We start from the raw sequence: 16855 nt of genomic DNA, 5'->3' as shown, positions 1-16855 counted from the left end.
AGCACATCCGGGGCAATGGGGAACAGTCCGGAGTGATTCAGAACAGTTCGCGGCAATTCGTTCAAAAGTGAAAGGGCCAGATGTGGCGCTTCGGGAATTTCCGCAGGTCAGCGCCGTTTGGAGGAGGCCGTCGTGCGTCGGTCCGAGCTGGGCGCCGCAGGTTCACCGGGTGAGGTCGGCGAATCCCGGGGAATAAGTGGCCTCAAGCAATGGGAGGGTGCCATGAGTGGGAGAGATCTGGAACTGGGCGAGCTTCTGGCAGCCGCGGAGTCCGCGCCGCCCGGAGAGTCCGTCGGCGTCATCGCTCACGATCTGCGCAAGCGTTTCGGAGCGGAGTCCGTGTCGTTCCTCTTCGCCGACCTCGTGGGACAGCGGCTGCTGCGCCTGAGCGCTCCTGCCGAGGACGGATGGTGGGCGGACGCAGCGGAACGGCTCGATCTGCAGGGCAGCATCTACGAGGAGGTCCTGCGCAGCCAACGCCAGCACGTACAGCCGGACGGCCAGGGCGGACAGCGGGTGATCTCGCCCGTCACCAACCGGGGCGACTGCATCGGCCTACTGGAGGTGACGCTGCAGTGCGCCGACCAGTCCGTGTTCCGGCAGATCAGCGAGGCCGCTCACGCCTTGGCGTACATCATCGTGACCGACCGCCGGTTCACCGACCTCTACCACGTCGGCCGACGCACGACCCGGACCAGTCTCGCCGCCGAGATCCAGCACCAACTGCTGCCCTCGGCCTCGTGCTGCGAGGCCCCGCAATTCACCCTCGCCGCCGGGCTGGTCCCGGCGGACGACATCGGCGGCGACACATACGACTACACCCTGGACCGGGACACCCTGCATCTGTCGATCACCGACGCCATGGGGCACGACACCGATTCGGCCCTGCTGGCCACCCTGGTAACGGCCGCGCTGCGCGGGTCACGCCGCACCGGGTGCGACGCCCTCCATCAGGCCCGCAGCGCACACGAGGCCCTGTTGGCCAACGGGCGCGGCCTCGCCACCGGGCAACTGCTCTGCGTCCGCCTGGAAACGGGCCTCTGTGAACTCGTCAACGCCGGCCACCCCTGGCCGCTGCGCCTACGGGCCGGAGCGACCGAGGCCGAAGAGGTCGCACTCGCTGTCAACCTGCCCTTCGGCGTCGCCGCGCCCACGTCCTACCAGCTGCAGAAGATCCAACTGCACGCGGGCGACCGGCTCGTCCTGCTCACCGACGGCATGCTGGAACGCGGCGCCTCGGCCGTCGACCTGGCCTCCCTCGTGCGCGACACCCGCCCCGACCACCCCCGGGAGGCCGTACGCATCCTGACGGCAGCGGTACTGGAGGCCTGCCGGGGCAACCTCAGGGACGACGCCACGGTCGTCATACTGGACTGGCACGGCCCGGACCCGACTCGTTGACCCGCCGGGCGCCGGGTGCCGGGTGCCGGGCGGTGATTGGTGGGTGCCGTGGGCCGGGTGCCGTGGGCAGAGCGTCAACTCCCTTCTCCACACGTGTAGTTGAGGTACTAGAACTGGGCTCGTTCTGAGCCCCTGCCGGGGGAAAGCGGGGAAAGGGGAGGGGGCCCTGGTCCTCGCCGCCCCGCCATGCTTGCCCGCCCCGCCGTGCTCGCCCGCTCCGGCCCTGTCCTACGGTTTGGGCATGACCGATCGAGCGCCGCTGCCCTCAGTCCTCCACCCCCTGTTCCCCGGCGGGGGTGTGGAGCAGGCATCCCTGTCCACCGCACTCCCGCCGGGCAGGCTGATCGTCCCGGCTGGAGCCGATCGCGGAGCCCCCGTCATGTGGCTCAGTGACGGCCCGGCGCCGGCCGCGCTCTGGGAGGAGCTGCAGCGCGAGCACTCCCGATCGGGGCTGTGGCCCCTGCTGCTGACGCACCCGGCCAACGACCCGCACTTCCGCCCCTGGGCGACCGGAGAACTCCGTCCGGACGCCGCGCACCCGGCCGGTTCCCCCGACCCCCGGGCCGTACTGCGCGGATGGTGGGAATCGTCCGCCGTTGCCCGTCCCGACGATCCGCAGGACGCGGCGGACCGGTTGCAGATGCTGGAGCCGTACGGTGCCGAGTGGCCCGGGCCGGCCCCCGCCCTGGAGGAGGCGGCCGGGGAGGACGACCCGGCTGCCGCCGCGGCCGATGTGGCCCGCTGGCTGGTGAAGAGCAACCCCGGGCTGCGGATCGGTCTCGTACGTGCGGCGAGCGGCGCCGAGGCCCTGGCCGCCTGCGGCTGGACGGGCGCGGCCAACCACGCGGACATCGGCGCCATCACCGCGGTGCTGCGCGACTGGGAGGACCGGTACGGCGCCCGCCTGGTCGAAGTCGGCCTGGACGGCGTGCGGTTGAGCTCGACCACGAAGCTCGACGACGTTGACTCGGCCCTGCCGGTAGCCGCCGAGCACGTCGCGTTCTGCCCCGGCAACGTCTTCCGGGGAACCGAGAGCCTGACCGACTATGCAGAGGAACTCGTCCTGGAGAAGTGCTGGTCGTTCTGGTGGGAGTGAACCCGGTCGGTCCGCCGAGGAACGGGTCCGGTGGGCGCGCTGTTACCGCCACCGAGGGGTACCGCTCTACCGGCGTACCGCCGAGATCAGTCCGCCGGGCCCTTCGTCGTGCTGCGGCGGTGTGCTGATCGGACGCCCGTAGGCGGCGGCGCGTTCGCGCAGGGTGTGACTCGCGGCATCCCAGCCGTGCCCGGCCAGCCAGGCCACCGGGTCCTCCGGCATTTCCGAGACCCACAGCGAAGCCGCCGACCCGGGTGCCGCGTCCGCGCCGAAGCGCTCGATGACGCCGCGCGCGCCCAGCGTCAGACCCATCCGGCTGCCCGGCGCCGACAGCGCGCCGATCCGCGCCAGCAACAGCTCCACCGCGTCCTCGGGCAAGTAGATCAGCAGGCCCTCGGCGATCCACGCGGTCGGCTCCGCGGGGTCGTGCCCGGCAGCGGCCAGCGCGGCCGGCCAGTCCTCCCGCAGATCCACGGTGACCGTGACCCGCTCGCAGCGGGCGGTGGCATCCTCCTGGCGCAGCACCGACGCCTTGAAGTCCAGCGGGGCGGCCGTGTCGACCTCGAAGAGCCGCGTGCCCTCGGGCCAGTCCATCCGAAAGGCCCGGCTGTCCATGCCGGCACCCAGCAGTACGACCTGGCGTACACCGGCCGTGGAGGCCTCCATCAGCAGGTCGTCCAGGAACTTCGTCCTGATGACGATGGAGAACGCCACGGCCAGACGCCGCCGCCGTGCGCCCTCGTCATCGGGCAGCGACGGCGACGATTCCCCCCACCGGCCCCCGGCGGCGGCGAAGGCCTGCGCCAAGGGGTCGCGGAACAGCGCGTTCTCCCGTTGACTCTCCAACGCCCGCACCTTGGCCACACCCACCGCCGTGGCCCACACTCCAGACGGCTGCACCCGGGCCTGCTCATCAGTCACCGCGCCAGCCTAGAGGGTCCACTCCATGAGGCCGGACGCGGGCGGCGCCAGGGGGCCGACACTCTCTCCGACGCGCACACGAGTCACCGCGAGCCGCTGCTCAGTCCCGTGACTCCGCGAGCAGAGCAGCGGCATTGAGATCGTTGGTGACCATCATCTGGGCGAGCCGGGCCGCGACGGAGACCACGTCGGCCCACGCCGGAGCTTCGAGATGGTCCTCGTCACGAGCGTCCCGGCCCACCACGGACTCCACGGCCGAGTAGGCCTCGCCCAACTGCCGCATGAGAGCGACTTCGCCCTCGGTGCGCAAGCTTTTGCCGAGCCACGGCAGGGGGTCGTCCGCGTCGCAGAAGTCGTCGAAGAGGACATGGACCACATGGTCGAGATCTTCGAACTCTCCCTGGTTCAGCCATACTTCGCGCTGCCACGACGGAGTGGCGAGGGCGAGGACGGCCGGCACTACGTGCAGTCGGTAGGCCGGACAGGCGATTCCGTGGTCGATCACGCCCCGATCCTAACCACCGCCGCCACGCACGGCCCTCGCTAGCGCACGTCGGCGACGGTGGCCGACGGGCGCTCCTCGTTCTGGGCCTGGCGGGCACGCTCGACCACCATGCGGGTAAGTCGCGGCAGGACCGCCGGATCGAGGGGGCGGATGCCCCCGCCGTAGACGATGGTGATCATGATCGTGCCTGCGCGGGCGACCGTCTGCAGGTGATACCTGGTCGCCGACTCCGTGGGTTCCTGTCCGGAGTAGAACACGCTCTGATCACCGATCGCACCGGCGGATCCGGGCGACACGGGCGAGTCCTTGCCTTCCTTCGCGATCCCGTCACTCCACCTCTGGTACCCGGCCGCCGCCGTCTCGGCGCTGTCGAACGCCTCGATCGCGAAGTACGCCTTGTTGGCCGAGCCCGGATCCGCGAAGGCGACCCCGGCGTTGCTCCCCAGCCCCGCGCAGCCACCCTGCCGACAGGTGCTGTCCGAGGTCGCGGCCTGAACGTCCGCCGGCTCGGCCAATGACCAGCCGGACGGCATGCTCTGTACGTCGGGCAGGACGCTCTTGAGGAGTTCAAGATCCTTGATGGCGGCTGCCTTCCGTCCCTTCGCGGCGCCGCCCCCGCCGCCCCCCTCATCGCCGCCGCCCGCCGCCGGCACCCCCGAGCCTTCGCGGTCCTCACCCGCGCCCAGCGAGGGCTTACCCGCGTCACCGTCGTCACCACCCACCACCCTGGTGACCCCATAGGCTCCCAACCCCATGACCAGCGCCACGATGAGCAGCAGCACCGCCACCGTCATCGGTGTGAGGTTCTCCTTGTGCAGGGTCAGGGGGCCGAACGAGATGGTGTTGTGCTTGGAGTTGTCGCCGATGCGGGCGTTGTAGATGTCCCGTCCGGCGTGCATCGCCGAGGAGCCGGGTCGCGTCGACTCGTACAACTCGCCTATGCGTCGGGCGAGTTCGGGGTCCGCGGCGAGTGTGGCGGCGACTTGGCGCTCCGTCTCGTCGGTGCTCGCACCGGCCGGATCGAGGGCCGGCCGTCCTTCCGGGGACGCCGCCAGACGCTCCCTCATCAGCCGCGCCGCCTCGGCCCCGGCAGCCCCGCCGATGGCACCCGCGGCCCCGTTCGATGCCTGGGTCAGCAGCGCCATGACCCAGGTCGTCACTTCGGATGCTTCCATGGAGCGAGTATCGGCAGGGTCATGGTCGTTCCGTGGATCGTTTCCAGCCCTTCGGCTCGAACGCCGTCTCAATCGGGTAACGGCCCAAGTTCCTTACACGGCGGCGTAGTTGACGCATCCGCTGGACATAGCCGCTATCTGCCGTCGGTCGACACCGGTTCGGTCCGGCCGGCCGGTGGGGCGGCCCGCGCGACATCCCCTCCCGGGTCGGCGCCCACGGGGGAGGGGCGAAGGGCGTCGGATTCCTGAAAAGTGCTTGTGCAACGTGGTTCTCTGTCAGTTGTCCGTGCTGGGCCGGCCTGCTGCCGACGTGGCCGGCGGGGCGGGATGCGGCGCCCGGGGTGTACCGGCGCGGGAGATGGGGGGCGCTGCCCTCCGCGCTGCGGACACGCAAGGGAAGCTCATTCTGGCGCCCTGTGCAGCGAGTTGAGGGAAGTCCACCCTTACGTGCTCACTGAGGCGTACGGGACCGCAAGCCAGAGCTGTGACGTCCGTCACTCCGTATCGCCGCGTCCTCGCGGGTGTTCCCGCGCTGCCGCAGGTCACCGCCCATTTCCCTGTCGCAAACGATCACTGCGAGCCATGCGGAGAAGTCGCACGGTGACATTCGTGCGGGTGCGCATGCGTGTTCGGCAACGTCAGCCGGTTGAGTGAACGCACACCGGCGCGTACGTCCGGTTCCCCGTAGCCCCCTCAACGAAGAGGACTCATGTACGAAGACGTCCGTAGGGACGAGGGCCACAGCCCTGTGGAGGCCCCGCTGCGGCTTCCGCTGGAGTTCGAAGCGCACTACCTCATGAACCAGCAGGCGTGGCATGAGTACGCGCTGTGGTTCCTGCGTACCAACGACCGTGCGGAGCAGGCGGTGCACCGTGTGTTCCTGGAGATCCTGCGGCACTGGGACGCTCTTTTGGGGGAGAGCGACCTGCAGCAGCAGACCTGGGCCATCCTGCGCCGCGTCGTCATCGACGAAGTCCTTGGCGACGCGCGGGAACAGCTCCTCGCCATGGACAGCGGCATCGGTCTGTACCCGGCACTGGGCAAGCTGCCGCAGCGCCAGTTCGACGTGATCACGCTGCGCTACATCCTCAAGTACGACACCAAGCGCATCAGTTGGTACCTGGGGATCACGCCCAGCACCGTCGACTACCACTGCCGCAAGGCCAGGGAGCGGCTCGCGCCGGTCTATCGCCGCACACACAGGACAGACAAGGAGGACACGAAGTGAGCAGCAGCCTTTGGGAGAAGCGGCTGGCCGACGCGGACATCTCCGTACGCGAGGCGCGCCGGCCGTTCGACGTGGCCGCCGGCCTGCGCCGCCTGGCGGAGGACGCCGGATACATACCGCCCGCCGTCGAGGAGCCGCGGGGATCGCTCGCGCGCCACCGCCTCGATGTCGTCGCCCGCCTGGTGGTGACACAGGCCGGTGCGGCCGCCCATGTGGAGGAGCTGACCGCCGTCATCGGCGACGACGCCGAGGGCGCCCCGGCGCCGGCCGGCTTCGACGGCTGGACCGATGACGTCGACATCCACGGCGTCCACGTCTTCGCCTGCACGCTCTACCTGGCGCGCCACCCGGAGAGCGCCGTGTTCTGGTGGCAGCTCGCCGCCGGCGCGGGGCACAGCGGCGCCGCGTACTGCCTCCACCTGCACCATCTCGGCAACGGCGAGATACGCGATGCCGCGTTCTGGAAGCGCCAGGCAGCCGCCCTCTTCAAGGGCACCGGCGAACTGTTCGACAACCTGGAGAACCTCACCGGGTACGCCATGCGCATCGGCGGCCGCCGGGCGATGGCGACCCGCCGCCTGGAGGAGGAGGTCGACCGGCTCGCCGGCCGGGACGACGACGAAGGCCTGGTGGGCCGCCCCGACAGCCGACTCGCCGACCACATCCACGACTTGGCGGCCCAGCACTGAACGGACGGACCCGGCCGGGTCCCGCTCCGCACGGCCCCGGCCGCCTCCCGCACGCGACACCCTGACGAACGGAGCATCCTCGTGACGAGCATCGACCGCCCCACCTCGGCAACGAGCGCGGGACCAACGCACCCCGTCCGCCACTGGATCCGCCGCCGACGCCTGATGGTGGCCAGCACGGTACGCGGCGCCTGTTATGGAATCGGCACGGGCGTGGCCGGGTTGTTCTTCTGGTGGGTTCAGCAGAACCTCTGAGGGGGGTGGGGGTATTGCTCCGAAGCGGAGGTTGGCTAGGTCGGCTGGGCAGTTGTCCGCGTTCAGCCCTTCCCCGGGGGCTATCGGTTCTGACGGTGCCACCTGCGGCAACACAAGCGCCGCAGGTGGCTCGGCCGGTCAGACCTCACATATGTGCAGGCGGCATTCCCGGTCGTCGAGTCACGACGTCCAACGGGCAATCGCCAGAACCTGGCGAAAGGACCGAAACGCAGTTCGTGCGACTCCCAGGCCCCCGCCGCACTTGGAGCCGGGGCCGTGCGATCGGCCGGGTCCGAAGGGCTTGGTTACTTGCTGGCCGCGAGTTCCACAAGCGTGTGATCGCGCTTCTGAGGGTCAGTGTTCTTGCCGACGCCGGTCCACTCGTTCTTGGGCGCGTCTGCGGACACTCGGGTGTTGTCGACGGTCAGCTCGAGGTGCAGCTTGTAGTCGTACGCTCGTACTCCGTAGACGCGCGGAAGCTCGAGGGTGAGCTTTCCGCTGGCGCCCGTGACGCTGAAGCAGAAGTCGTTGCGATTGTCGAGGTTGCTCGAGATCACAATGCGGCCGGGCTCGATCGGTGTACTGCAGTCGATGTACCTGATGTGTCCGTCGCCACCCAGCAGCTTGATGCCCCGCGCCTTGAAGACTGCGTCTGCCTCGGTCTTCGGGTAGTTGAAACTCTCTACCGTACTCGGAGGGGCGTCAGCAGAACCTTCCAGGGCGACGGGCCGCCCGTCCTTGGCGTCCATCGCAACGGCCACACCGGCTGCCATGGTGACGACTCCGACTAGAGAGGTTGCTATCAGCGCGGCAGGCAAAAACTTCATGAGGCTTCTCTTTCAGAGATGGTGACAGGGCGACAGGCTTGCTACCTGTCGGTGAACCGCCCGGCGATGAACCAGGACCCCCGTCGCTCCCCCCAGTCGCCTCTGCCAGCCAGACCTGTTGAGCAGTGGTCCAGGCGGCGATGGAATTACTATCACTTGAACCGGTCGATACATAGCCGATTGTCTGTGACGAAGCTAACAAGGCTCGTATCGGTCAGCGGTGACGTCGCGTCAGGGAGGGGTGCGCCCCTCGGTCGACGGGCGCTGGGGGGAGCGCAGTTGAGCTGCAAGACGCGCACGCGGGGCTGGCGTGCCCTGTTGGTCGGGGAGCGGATTTTTCGTGATCGACTTGTGGCGTTGGGATGTCATGATGGGCGCCGCCAGCTTTGTAAAGGCCGGTGCTGGTAAGGGGGATCCGGCCAGTCAAGACTTTTCACCATGTGGGGGAGGACGTGTTGGAAGCAGTGGGACGTCTGCGAATGAGACCGGAGCCGCGCCGGCGGCGAGCGGCTCTACAACTTGCGGTGGCAGGGATGCTGTGCTTCGCGATGGGGGCCGGTCTTCTTGGCGCCGAGCCAGCTGTGGCTGCTGAAGCGCCGCCGAACGAGCGTGCGCAGGTGTTTGCGCTCTGGCGGTCCGGCGGTGATGAGACCAAGAGTGCCGCTGAGAAGGTCCTGACAGGGTCCGATGAGGCAGTGCATGACTTCTTGGTGAACAAGGCCCCAGAAGTTGTCCACGTGGACGACAAGATGAAGGCTCTCCGTTTGATCAACGAGAGTGGCCCTGCAGTCCGGGAGGGTCTGGACAAAGCGATCAGCGGTACTCCTTCGGAGCTTGCCGCGTACCTCAAATCCGGTTGGCGGGACGCGCTGGTGGCTGACCAGCGCATGACTGTCATGCAAGTGATGGCCGGTGCAGGTGACCAAGTTCGCGAAGAGGGCACCAAGGCGATCGATAAGGGAACGTCCGAGGCGCTCATGGACTTCCTGTTGAAGGATCAGCCTGCAGCGCAGGCGGCCGACGATCGCATGGAAATTCTGCAGATGTTGGCATCGGCGGGGCCCGAGTTGAAGAAGGCCGCCCAAGCCGCTCTGGACGGTTCACCGGCCGAGATGCGCGACTTTCTTTTGAAGGGGCAATACATCGCGCGTAACCGGGACCAGGAGACCTTGACCGTCGCACAGCTCGCCACCCTGGCAAGCAAGGCGAGTGCGACCGCCGAGGCAGAGACCAAGGCCGCCACGGAGGCAGCGGCCAAGGCTGAAAAGGCTGCTGAGAAAGCCAAAGCAGCTGCAGCAACGGCAGCCAGGGAAACGACAGATGCAAAAGAGGCATCTGAAGAGGCAGGGGCATGGGCGCGCGAGGCGGCGGAAGCCGCGAGTGGCGCGGCCGAGGCGGCACGAACCGCCATCCGAGCGTCCAACACAGCCATCGCTGCAGCCCGGACGGCGGCAAGCGCGGCCTCCTCGGCTGCATCAGCCGCCGCAGGCGCGGGGGAGGCGGCGGCTCGGGCCTACGCTTCGGCAACGGCTGCATCCAAGGACGCCGGCCAAGCAAAGGCAGCACGACAGGCAGCGCAGCAGGCGCGCGATGCGGCCAACGGGGCGGACAACGCCGCCGCGTCTGCCCTTCGGGCCGTGGAGGCGGTGGAAGGTGCGCTCAGTGCCGCGCGGAGTGCCGCCAGAGCGGGCCAGAACGCCGCGGACGCTGCGACGTCGGCTGCGCAGGCAAGTGCTAAGAAGGGCCTGGCAGCTGAGGACGCACGCCGAGCCACAGAAGCTGCCGCCAAGGCCCGGAACGCAGCTGCAACGGCGAACAGCGCAGCGGACGCGGCGGAGCGCTTGGCGGCCACCGCGGCGGATGCAGCACGCGGAGCACGCAATGCGGCCAGTGAGGCGGCCACTCATGCAAGGGCAGCTGCGGCTGCGGCCGACGAGGCGGTGGCGCAAGCAGGCAAGGCGGTTGATTACGCCAACAAGTCCAAGCAGCACGCCGATGCCGCTGTCGCCGCGGCGAAGACCGCGTCCGATGCTGTAACTCAGGCGGAGAAGGTTTACGAGACCGCCCGCGCGGTCGAGGCGGCGCAGCTTGAGGCGCAGAAGGGTGAACGTGCCCGTGCTGCCGCAGAGGCCAAGCAGCAGGAGCAAGAACAGCAGGCAAAAGCTGCTGACAATCGGTCCGAGGCCACTCGTCGCGATGCGCAGACCAGCAAACTCCTGGCAGATGCAACCGCTGATGGGGTCACGCCATCGGACGCCGTCGCGATGGGCCGGACGGCAGCTTTGCGGCTGGTGAGCACTGGCGGCCCGTGGACGCAGCAGGCTGCCGAGGCTGCGCTGACGGGCCGCGATGCTGATGTCCAGGAATGGCTGCATGCCTCTCGCAAGCAGGCCGAGGAGCAGGACGACTGGGCTCGAGTTAGCGGCATGGCGGAAGACGGTTCCCCAGCACTGCGGTCTGCCGCGAGTGGCGCCCTGAAAGGCTCGTACTCGGATGTCACCGTTTTTCTGAAGACAGGTCAGTACGACGCGCAGTTCACGGAGTACCGGGAGAGGGCACTCCAGCTCTCGGCTACCGGGGGGCCTCAGGTAAAAGAGGCGGCCACGGCTGCCATTGATGCCCACACCACCGATGCGCTACGCACGTTCCTGGAGAGCGGATGGTACGACGCACAGACTGCCGATGACCGAGCCACGGCGCTTCAACTGAGCAGCAGTGGGGGTCCGCAGGTCAAGGCGGCAGCCTTCGTCGCCCTTGAGGGTCCTGCTCGGTCACTGCACGAGTTCGTGACCGTCGGCCGCTATCAGGCGTCCAGGCTTGACCAGGATGCCGCATCGCATGCTGCCAACATCAAGAGTCTGATAGCTAGCGCGGCACAGTCCGCGGCGACAGCCAACCAGAACGCCCAACTGGCTGTAGAGGCTTGGTGGAGGGCCAAGGGCGCTGCCGATGAGGCGATCAAGGCTCAGAACGCTGCGATCGCTTCGCAGAAGAAGGCGGACGGATACGCTCACGACGCTCAGGTATCGGCCAATGCTGCCGACAAATCGGCCCAGGAGGCTGCCGCGTCTGCCAAACTTGCCCGTGACGCAGCACATCAGGCGGATGGCGCGGCGCGTCAAGCTGACGCGTCGGCGTCTTCAGCTCGCTATTCAGCCTCCAAGGCGGCTTCCTATGCTGCTGACGCGTTCAACTCGGCGGATGCTGCCCGTACGTCGGCCTACGCGGCCGGGCAGGACGCAGTAGGAGCGGCCAAGGCCGCTGTAGAGGCACGTGACATTGCCGTGGCGCGTGCGCTGGCGGAGTACAAGGCTCAGACGCGAGGCTCGGTTGTCACTGGTACGGGCGCCGACGCTCCCTATTCGGACGAAGCCTCAGGCAATCACCCGGAATTCGGATCAGCCTCGTGGTGGGACGTTGCCACTGCTCCGGGCTACCTCGTTGCCTACTACTTCGGTGCGGGGCTCTATGCCTGCTATGAGGGAGATCTCGCCTGCGAGCTGTACGGCTATTGGTCCTCCAACCCCGATGCGCCGTACAACCTTGGTGCGGGGCAAATGGACAGGCTTCTTGCTGATGCTGGATGGGGAACAGCTCGAGACCGAGCGAAGAGTCAGTTGCTGACGGCGGCAGCTGGCAGTTGCCTCGGGAGTCCCGGTGCCACCTGTCCCGTGCGAATCGATTCCAAGTGGCTCACTGACAACTTCACGGACGACGGTGAACTGGCAAACGCCATTGGGCACTTTTCGTACCGGGAAAGTGGCAATCTGACGGTGCAGTTGCTGGACAACGGAAAAGTCAGAGTAGTCGGAGACATTCGAGTGGACTTCAATAAGGCCTACAACTTTGACTACGGGAAGAAGGTCTTGAAGGTCATCCCGTTGGATCCGCTGGCAGACTCTCCCAAGTACGGGCTGGGTCGAGACTACGAGGTCCACGGAAGCCGCACGGTCCACGTGGATGAAGTAGTGAACCACTGAGTGCAGTGAATATTCAGGTCTGATGCGATACGAAGGTGGTGTGCGATGGGTGGTGTGCGCTGGGTGACCAGGGGGCTGACCAGTCGAATGGGGCTCGTCTGGGCGTTCACCGCTCTCGCGGTTCTGTCTTCGGCGTCATGCGCTGCAAGCCGGGAAGATCTGCTCAAGATATTCGATCTCGATCTTCCCGGCTGTCGTACCACGGATATGTGGTACAAGGGCGACGCCGGTTGGCCGTCGCAGCACATGTCGCTCCGATTCACGGCACCGAAAGCCTGCGTGGACCAGTATCTGAGTGATCACGGTGTGAGCCGGGATCATCCACTGCACTGGCCGACTGGGGAATCCGGGACGTTCGAAGGCCGCCAGGTAACGCCGACGGATCCACCTTTCGCGCCCGGGCGTATGAAGGACTTCGGGCTGACGTTGAACCCCGAAAAGCGCTACGACCTCTACAACGATTTCACCACTCCGACCGGAGCCGTCTTTCTCGTCCTGGTCGACCCGCAGGGCGAGCAGTCGACCATCTACCTCGACTCCGTCTCGCTCGGCCACGACTGAGCTTCGGACACATGGACAGGGCCGTCGGTACGTCGCTGCGCGGGTGCGGTTTCTGACGGAGGTGGGCGCGGCCGGGCCCTGTGGCACGAGAAGTCGGACGTCAGGGGGATTGCCGTCAGGGCGAGGACGGACGGATCAGCGGGTTCTGCTGGTTCATGTCGCCGATCGTCTCCCACAGGCGAGAGGCCCGCGCCCGGTGGTGGTCGGCCTCGGTCTGGAGGCCGGCGGCCGCCGCCAGGTCGCCGATGAGCTGGCGGCACGCCGCTTCGTCCTGGCGGTCGCCGTGGCGGTGGAACAGGCCCGCCGCGCGTTCCAGTGCCGGGACGGCCCGGTCGCGGTCGTGGCGGCCGGCGTGGACGCGGCCGGTCTCCAGGAGGGTGTACGCCGCGCACCGCTCGTCGGCGAGCCTCTCGAAGGTGCTCAGCGCCTGTCGGAGGCAGCGCAGGGCCTCGGCCGGGTCGTTCCGCTGGTCGTGCAGTCGGCTGTAGCGGCGCAGGACGACCGCCTCGCGGTGGTCGTCACCCAGCGTCCGGGACAGGTGCAGGGCGTGCTCGAACCAGCCCTGTGCGTCGGCGAGTTGGTGGTGCATGAGTTTCATGACGCCCAGGGAGCAGGACAGTTGGGCTTCGATGTGCTGGTCGCCCTGACCCGTCGCGATGGCCAGGGCCTGGTCGATGCGGTCGAGGGCCTCGGCGTCACGACCCTGCACCCGGCTGACCGTGCCGAGCATCGCCACCGACAGTGCCTCGCCCCGCTTGTCGCCGTCCACCCGGCAGAGCTCGACGGCCGTCTCCAGCGTGCTGGTCGCCTCGTCGTACTGGTCGCCGTAGATGTGCAGTTGGCCCAGTCCGCGCAGCAGTACGGAGGTGCCGTGTGTGTTGCCCGCTGCCTCGGTGGCGCCGAGCGCGAGCCGGTGGCCGTGCTGCCAGTCCTGGTACAGGCAGCGGTGGTCGTAATAGGTCGCGGTGGCTGCCGCGAGTTCCCAGGCCGGCTCGTCCAGACCCCAGTCCACGGCCAGTTTGACCGCGCCCAGGAGGTTGTCGCGCTCGGTGTCGAACCAGCAGAACGGGTCGGCGAGCAGCCGGTCGGTGGTCGCCCGGGGCAGCGGCCGGCGCGGTGCGTGCCCCGGCGCCGGGCACAGGAGCCCGGGAGGCAGTCGCGACGCGGCGTCCGCGGTCAGTTCGAGCCAGGTGGCGAGGACCCGGGTGATCGCCTCCCGTCTCTCGCGCTCCGGCGAGGTGGCGGTGGTCTCGACCGCGCAGGTTCTGATCAGGTCGTGCAGACGGTAGCGGGGTTCGCCGAGTGCGTCGGTGGCGACGAGGCGTACGAGGCTCGCGTCGACCAGGACGTCCAGCACATCGTCGGCGTCCGCCCGGTCCAGCAGCGGGCCGAGGACCCAGCCGGGCAGGGTGTAGGCGCCGAGCAGGCCCAGCAGACCGAGCGCGCGCACGGCCTCCTCCGGCAGCAGCCGCAGGCTCAGCTCGACGCTGGCCCGCACGCTGAGGTCCCCGATCCGCAGCTCGGCCAGCCGCCGCGACTCGTCCTCGATCCGTTCCCGCAGGACCCGTAGCGGCCAGGCCGGGCGGCCCGCGAGCCTGCCGCTGGCGATGCGGATGGCCAGTGGCAGGTTGCCGCAGCAGTCGAGGATGGCGTCGGCCTCGGCCGGCTCCTGGGCGACCCGGCGCTCACCCACGATCGTGGTGAACAGTTCCCGTGCCTCCGCCGGGCTCAGCACGTCCAGGTCGATGTGGTGGGCGCCGGGCAGCTGTGTCAGCAGGGTGCGGCTGGTGATCAGCACGGCGCACCCGTCGGCCCCGGGCAGCAGGGGCAGCACCTGGTCGGCCCGGCCGGCATCGTCCAGGACCACCAGCATGCGGCGGTCCACGAGCAACGACCGGTACAGCGCGGCCCGTTCGGCCAGGCCCTCGGGGATCGCGCCGCCGGTGACCGACAGCGCGCGCAGCGCCTCGGCCAGCATCAGGCCGGCGTCGCGGGGCTCGTTCGACGTGGACGCGAGGTCGAGGTAGAGCTGTCCGTCGGGGAAGTGTGCGCTCGCCCGGCGTGCGGCATGCGTGACCAGGCAGGACTTGCCGACGCCCGGGCCGCCCACGACGACCGCGACCGGGGACCGGTGCGCGGACGGGGCGCCGAGCAGCGCCGAGATCTCGGCCAGCACCTCCGCCCGGCCCACGAAGTCCGGTACGTCGAGAGGGAGTTGGCGTACCGGTAGGTTCATGAACGGCCCCGCTCCGTCCCGCGTACCGGCGTCGGGCGCGGACGGCGGTGCGAGCGTCGGCGTGAGCGGAACCGGGGTGCCGGGCGCCGGTACGGGAAGCGGGGTCGTGACAGCCGGGGCCGCGAGAGCCGGGTCCGCGCGCAGGATGCGCCGGTGCAGCGTCTGGAGCGCCGGGGCGGGATCGACACCCAGTTCGCCGGCCAGCGTCCGGCGCACCCCCTCGTACACCCGCAGTGCCTCGCCCTGCCGGCGGCAACGGTAGAGGGCGACCATGAGGTGTTCCGCGACCTCCTCGTCGAAGGGGTGGGCGCGCAGCGCGGCGGAGAGCTCGTCGACGACGTCCCGATGACGCCCGAGGCCGAGTTCGGCGGCGAGGCACTGTTTGTGCGTGGCGGCGCGCTTCTCGTTCAGCCGCGCCGCGTCGATGTCCAGTACCTGGCTGGCTACGTCGGACAGGGCCCGCCCGCGCCAGTGGCCCAGCGCCACCCGCAATGCGGCGGCCTGTTCGCGGAGTTCGGTGTGCCGCGCGGCGAGGAGGCGTGCGTCCTCGAACTGCAGCAGGTCGAGCTGATCGCGCTCGACATGGATCTCGTAGCCGCCGCGGCGCGTACTGATCAGGGAACGGGGGCATCCGCCGACAGCCAGACCGCGGCGCAGCCCGGACACCGCGTCCTGCACTTGGCGGACCGCGGTGGCGGGTGGCGTCCCGTCCCACATCACGGCGACGAGCCGCTCCAGGGAGACCACGGCATTGGCGTCGAGCAGGAGCGCGGCCAGCATCTTGGTCTGCCGCGGCCCGCCGAACCGGATCTCACCTCCGGTGACCTGGACGTGCAGCGGCCCCAGTAAGCCGAATCTCATATTCCCCCCGGAACGTGACGATCGGTGTCCATCCGCAGGCAGGCCTCGCGGCGGAACGAACTCGGGACGGGGCCCGGAGCTCGTGCCCAGCGTCTCGTGCGGAGGGGGCGAGCGTCGTCAAGAGAACGGTTCGGCTTCGCAAAATGCACGGCAATGGGTGGGCCCCGATGCCGGTAATCGGCCACGCCGGATGGCATACGGAACGACCGGACCGGCGGGATGTCCGCACGCGTCGCCCCTGGTGGAGCGGCGCGGTCGGATTCAGTCGCGGCGCCCCGCTGCCGCCAATGCGGCCCTGACCTCACGCGCCACACGCGCCGCGTCCTGGGGATTGTTCACGACGTCCGTCTGGTCCATGTCGACCACGAGGACTTCGCTGGCCGAGTAGTGCTTGTGCACCCAGTCGTCATAGCCGGACCACAGCGTCCGGTAGTACTCGACAAGACTCTCGTCCTGCTCGAAGTCACGGCCGCGCAGTCCGATACGGTGCAGCACCGTCTCGAAGGACGCCTTGAGATAGACCATGAGATCGGGTGCCTTGCGGTACGGCAGGCCGTCGATCTCGCGCATCATTTCGTTGAGCAGCCCCTCGTACACCTGCATTTCGAGCGAGCTGATCCGGCCGAGGTCGTGATTGACCCTGGCGAAGTACCAGTCCTCATAGATGGACCGGTCCAGAACGTTGTCGCTCCGCTTGTACGCCTCCTTGATCGAGGCGAATCGCGTCTGCAGGAAATAGAGCTGGAGGAGGAAGGGATAGCGCTTCGCCTGGATCTCCTCGGGGTCGGCCGAGTAGAAGAGCGGCAGGATCGGATTGTCGTCCACGCTCTCGTAGAAGACGGTGCTGCCCAGCTCCTTGGCGAGAGCCTCGGCCACGCTCGTCTTGCCGACGCCGATCATGCCTCCGACGCAGATCACTGACATTCCTCACTTCTCCCCGGCAGACCTTCTGCTCGTGGGCGGCCTCGTGCGCGGCCTCGTGGCGCAGGAGCGCCGCATCCCCGAGACGCGTGTTCGCGCAGCGGTACCGGCTCCCTGGCGACGGCCGGGCCACCGGGTCGGCGTCCACGAGGCGACGCGAACCGGCCGGTCCGTCCCACCGGACGCCGAAGCCGCCACC

At 68.6% G+C, this 16855-nt stretch carries 13 protein-coding genes; 7 read left to right on the top strand and 6 right to left on the bottom strand.

What is annotated here, in order from left to right; genetic code table 11:
* Positions 1 to 222: 222 nt before the first annotated feature.
* Both ACGF3I_RS00695 and ACGF3I_RS00690 read left to right on the top strand, forming a co-directional pair.
* Complete coding sequence (locus ACGF3I_RS00695) at positions 223 to 1401, top strand: PP2C family protein-serine/threonine phosphatase (protein WP_393128315.1); 1179 nt, start codon at positions 223 to 225, stop codon at positions 1399 to 1401.
* Between the two features lie 241 nt (positions 1402 to 1642).
* Complete coding sequence (locus ACGF3I_RS00690; protein WP_393128314.1) at positions 1643 to 2497, top strand: DUF4253 domain-containing protein; 855 nt, start codon at positions 1643 to 1645, stop codon at positions 2495 to 2497.
* A gap of 66 nt (positions 2498 to 2563) precedes the next feature.
* Here ACGF3I_RS00690 and ACGF3I_RS00685 read toward each other — a convergent pair whose 3' ends face one another.
* The 3 genes from ACGF3I_RS00685 to ACGF3I_RS00675 all read right to left on the bottom strand — a co-directional run bounded on the left by ACGF3I_RS00685 (position 2564) and on the right by ACGF3I_RS00675 (position 5098).
* Positions 2564 to 3418 (bottom strand): class I SAM-dependent methyltransferase, encoded by an 855-nt coding sequence (locus ACGF3I_RS00685; protein ID WP_393128313.1) that lies wholly within the window; start codon positions 3416 to 3418, stop codon positions 2564 to 2566.
* Between the two features lie 100 nt (positions 3419 to 3518).
* Positions 3519 to 3923 (bottom strand): hypothetical protein, encoded by a 405-nt coding sequence (locus ACGF3I_RS00680; protein WP_393128312.1) that lies wholly within the window; start codon positions 3921 to 3923, stop codon positions 3519 to 3521.
* A gap of 38 nt (positions 3924 to 3961) precedes the next feature.
* Complete coding sequence (locus ACGF3I_RS00675) at positions 3962 to 5098, bottom strand: hypothetical protein (protein ID WP_393128311.1); 1137 nt, start codon at positions 5096 to 5098, stop codon at positions 3962 to 3964.
* Between the two features lie 709 nt (positions 5099 to 5807).
* Between ACGF3I_RS00675 and ACGF3I_RS00670 the strand changes: the two genes are divergently transcribed.
* The 3 genes from ACGF3I_RS00670 (at position 5808) to ACGF3I_RS00660 (ending at position 7270) form a co-directional block, all read left to right on the top strand.
* Entirely contained in the window at positions 5808 to 6326 is a 519-nt protein-coding gene (locus ACGF3I_RS00670) for an RNA polymerase sigma factor (RefSeq protein WP_393128310.1), read from the top strand.
* Positions 6323 to 7015, top strand: coding sequence for a hypothetical protein (locus ACGF3I_RS00665; RefSeq protein WP_393128309.1), 693 nt, complete (start codon positions 6323 to 6325; stop codon positions 7013 to 7015). The genes ACGF3I_RS00670 and ACGF3I_RS00665 overlap by 4 nt, the downstream gene beginning before the upstream one ends.
* An 81-nt stretch (positions 7016 to 7096) precedes the next feature.
* Positions 7097 to 7270, top strand: a complete 174-nt coding sequence (locus ACGF3I_RS00660) for a hypothetical protein (RefSeq protein ID WP_393128308.1) — start codon at positions 7097 to 7099, stop codon at positions 7268 to 7270.
* A gap of 305 nt (positions 7271 to 7575) precedes the next feature.
* On the opposite strand, the gene ACGF3I_RS00655 is transcribed toward ACGF3I_RS00660, so the two are convergent.
* On the bottom strand, positions 7576 to 8097 hold the full coding sequence (locus ACGF3I_RS00655; RefSeq protein ID WP_393128307.1) for a hypothetical protein: 522 nt from the start codon (positions 8095 to 8097) through the stop codon (positions 7576 to 7578).
* A 533-nt stretch (positions 8098 to 8630) separates the two neighbouring features.
* Between ACGF3I_RS00655 and ACGF3I_RS00650 the strand changes: the two genes are divergently transcribed.
* Complete coding sequence (locus ACGF3I_RS00650; RefSeq protein WP_393129074.1) at positions 8631 to 12077, top strand: chemotaxis protein; 3447 nt, start codon at positions 8631 to 8633, stop codon at positions 12075 to 12077.
* Positions 12078 to 12122: 45 nt separating this feature from the next.
* A complete protein-coding gene (locus ACGF3I_RS00645) occupies positions 12123 to 12638 on the top strand; it encodes a hypothetical protein (protein ID WP_393128306.1) in 516 nt (171 codons plus the stop codon).
* A gap of 115 nt (positions 12639 to 12753) precedes the next feature.
* On the opposite strand, the gene ACGF3I_RS00640 is transcribed toward ACGF3I_RS00645, so the two are convergent.
* Together ACGF3I_RS00640 and ACGF3I_RS00635 are read right to left on the bottom strand one after the other, a co-directional pair.
* Positions 12754 to 15735: a BTAD domain-containing putative transcriptional regulator gene (locus tag ACGF3I_RS00640; RefSeq protein ID WP_393128305.1), complete on the bottom strand. Its 2982-nt coding sequence runs from the start codon at positions 15733 to 15735 to the stop codon at positions 12754 to 12756.
* A gap of 261 nt (positions 15736 to 15996) precedes the next feature.
* Positions 15997 to 16659, bottom strand: a complete 663-nt coding sequence (locus tag ACGF3I_RS00635; RefSeq protein ID WP_393128304.1) for a deoxynucleoside kinase — start codon at positions 16657 to 16659, stop codon at positions 15997 to 15999.
* Positions 16660 to 16855 lie beyond the last annotated feature (196 nt).

Source organism: Streptomyces sp. NPDC048111 (assembly GCF_043202815.1).
GTDB lineage: Bacteria > Actinomycetota > Actinomycetes > Streptomycetales > Streptomycetaceae > Streptomyces.
This window is presented reverse-complemented; position numbering and strand designations above follow the sequence as displayed.

What these genes read in the sequence shown, in the direction of transcription:
- ACGF3I_RS00695 (WP_393128315.1), top strand. Translation starts at nt 223, where the DNA reads ATGAGTGGGAGAGATCTGGAACTGGGCGAGCTTCTGGCAGCCGCGGAG.
- ACGF3I_RS00690 (WP_393128314.1), top strand. Translation starts at nt 1,643, where the DNA reads ATGACCGATCGAGCGCCGCTGCCCTCAGTCCTCCACCCCCTGTTCCCC.
- ACGF3I_RS00675 (WP_393128311.1), bottom strand. Translation starts at nt 5,098, where the DNA reads ATGGAAGCATCCGAAGTGACGACCTGGGTCATGGCGCTGCTGACCCAG.
- ACGF3I_RS00670 (WP_393128310.1), top strand. Translation starts at nt 5,808, where the DNA reads ATGTACGAAGACGTCCGTAGGGACGAGGGCCACAGCCCTGTGGAGGCC.
- ACGF3I_RS00655 (WP_393128307.1), bottom strand. Translation starts at nt 8,097, where the DNA reads ATGAAGTTTTTGCCTGCCGCGCTGATAGCAACCTCTCTAGTCGGAGTC.
- ACGF3I_RS00650 (WP_393129074.1), top strand. Translation starts at nt 8,631, where the DNA reads ATGCTGTGCTTCGCGATGGGGGCCGGTCTTCTTGGCGCCGAGCCAGCT.
- ACGF3I_RS00645 (WP_393128306.1), top strand. Translation starts at nt 12,123, where the DNA reads ATGGGTGGTGTGCGCTGGGTGACCAGGGGGCTGACCAGTCGAATGGGG.
- ACGF3I_RS00640 (WP_393128305.1), bottom strand. Translation starts at nt 15,735, where the DNA reads ATGAGATTCGGCTTACTGGGGCCGCTGCACGTCCAGGTCACCGGAGGT.
- ACGF3I_RS00635 (WP_393128304.1), bottom strand. Translation starts at nt 16,659, where the DNA reads ATGTCAGTGATCTGCGTCGGAGGCATGATCGGCGTCGGCAAGACGAGC.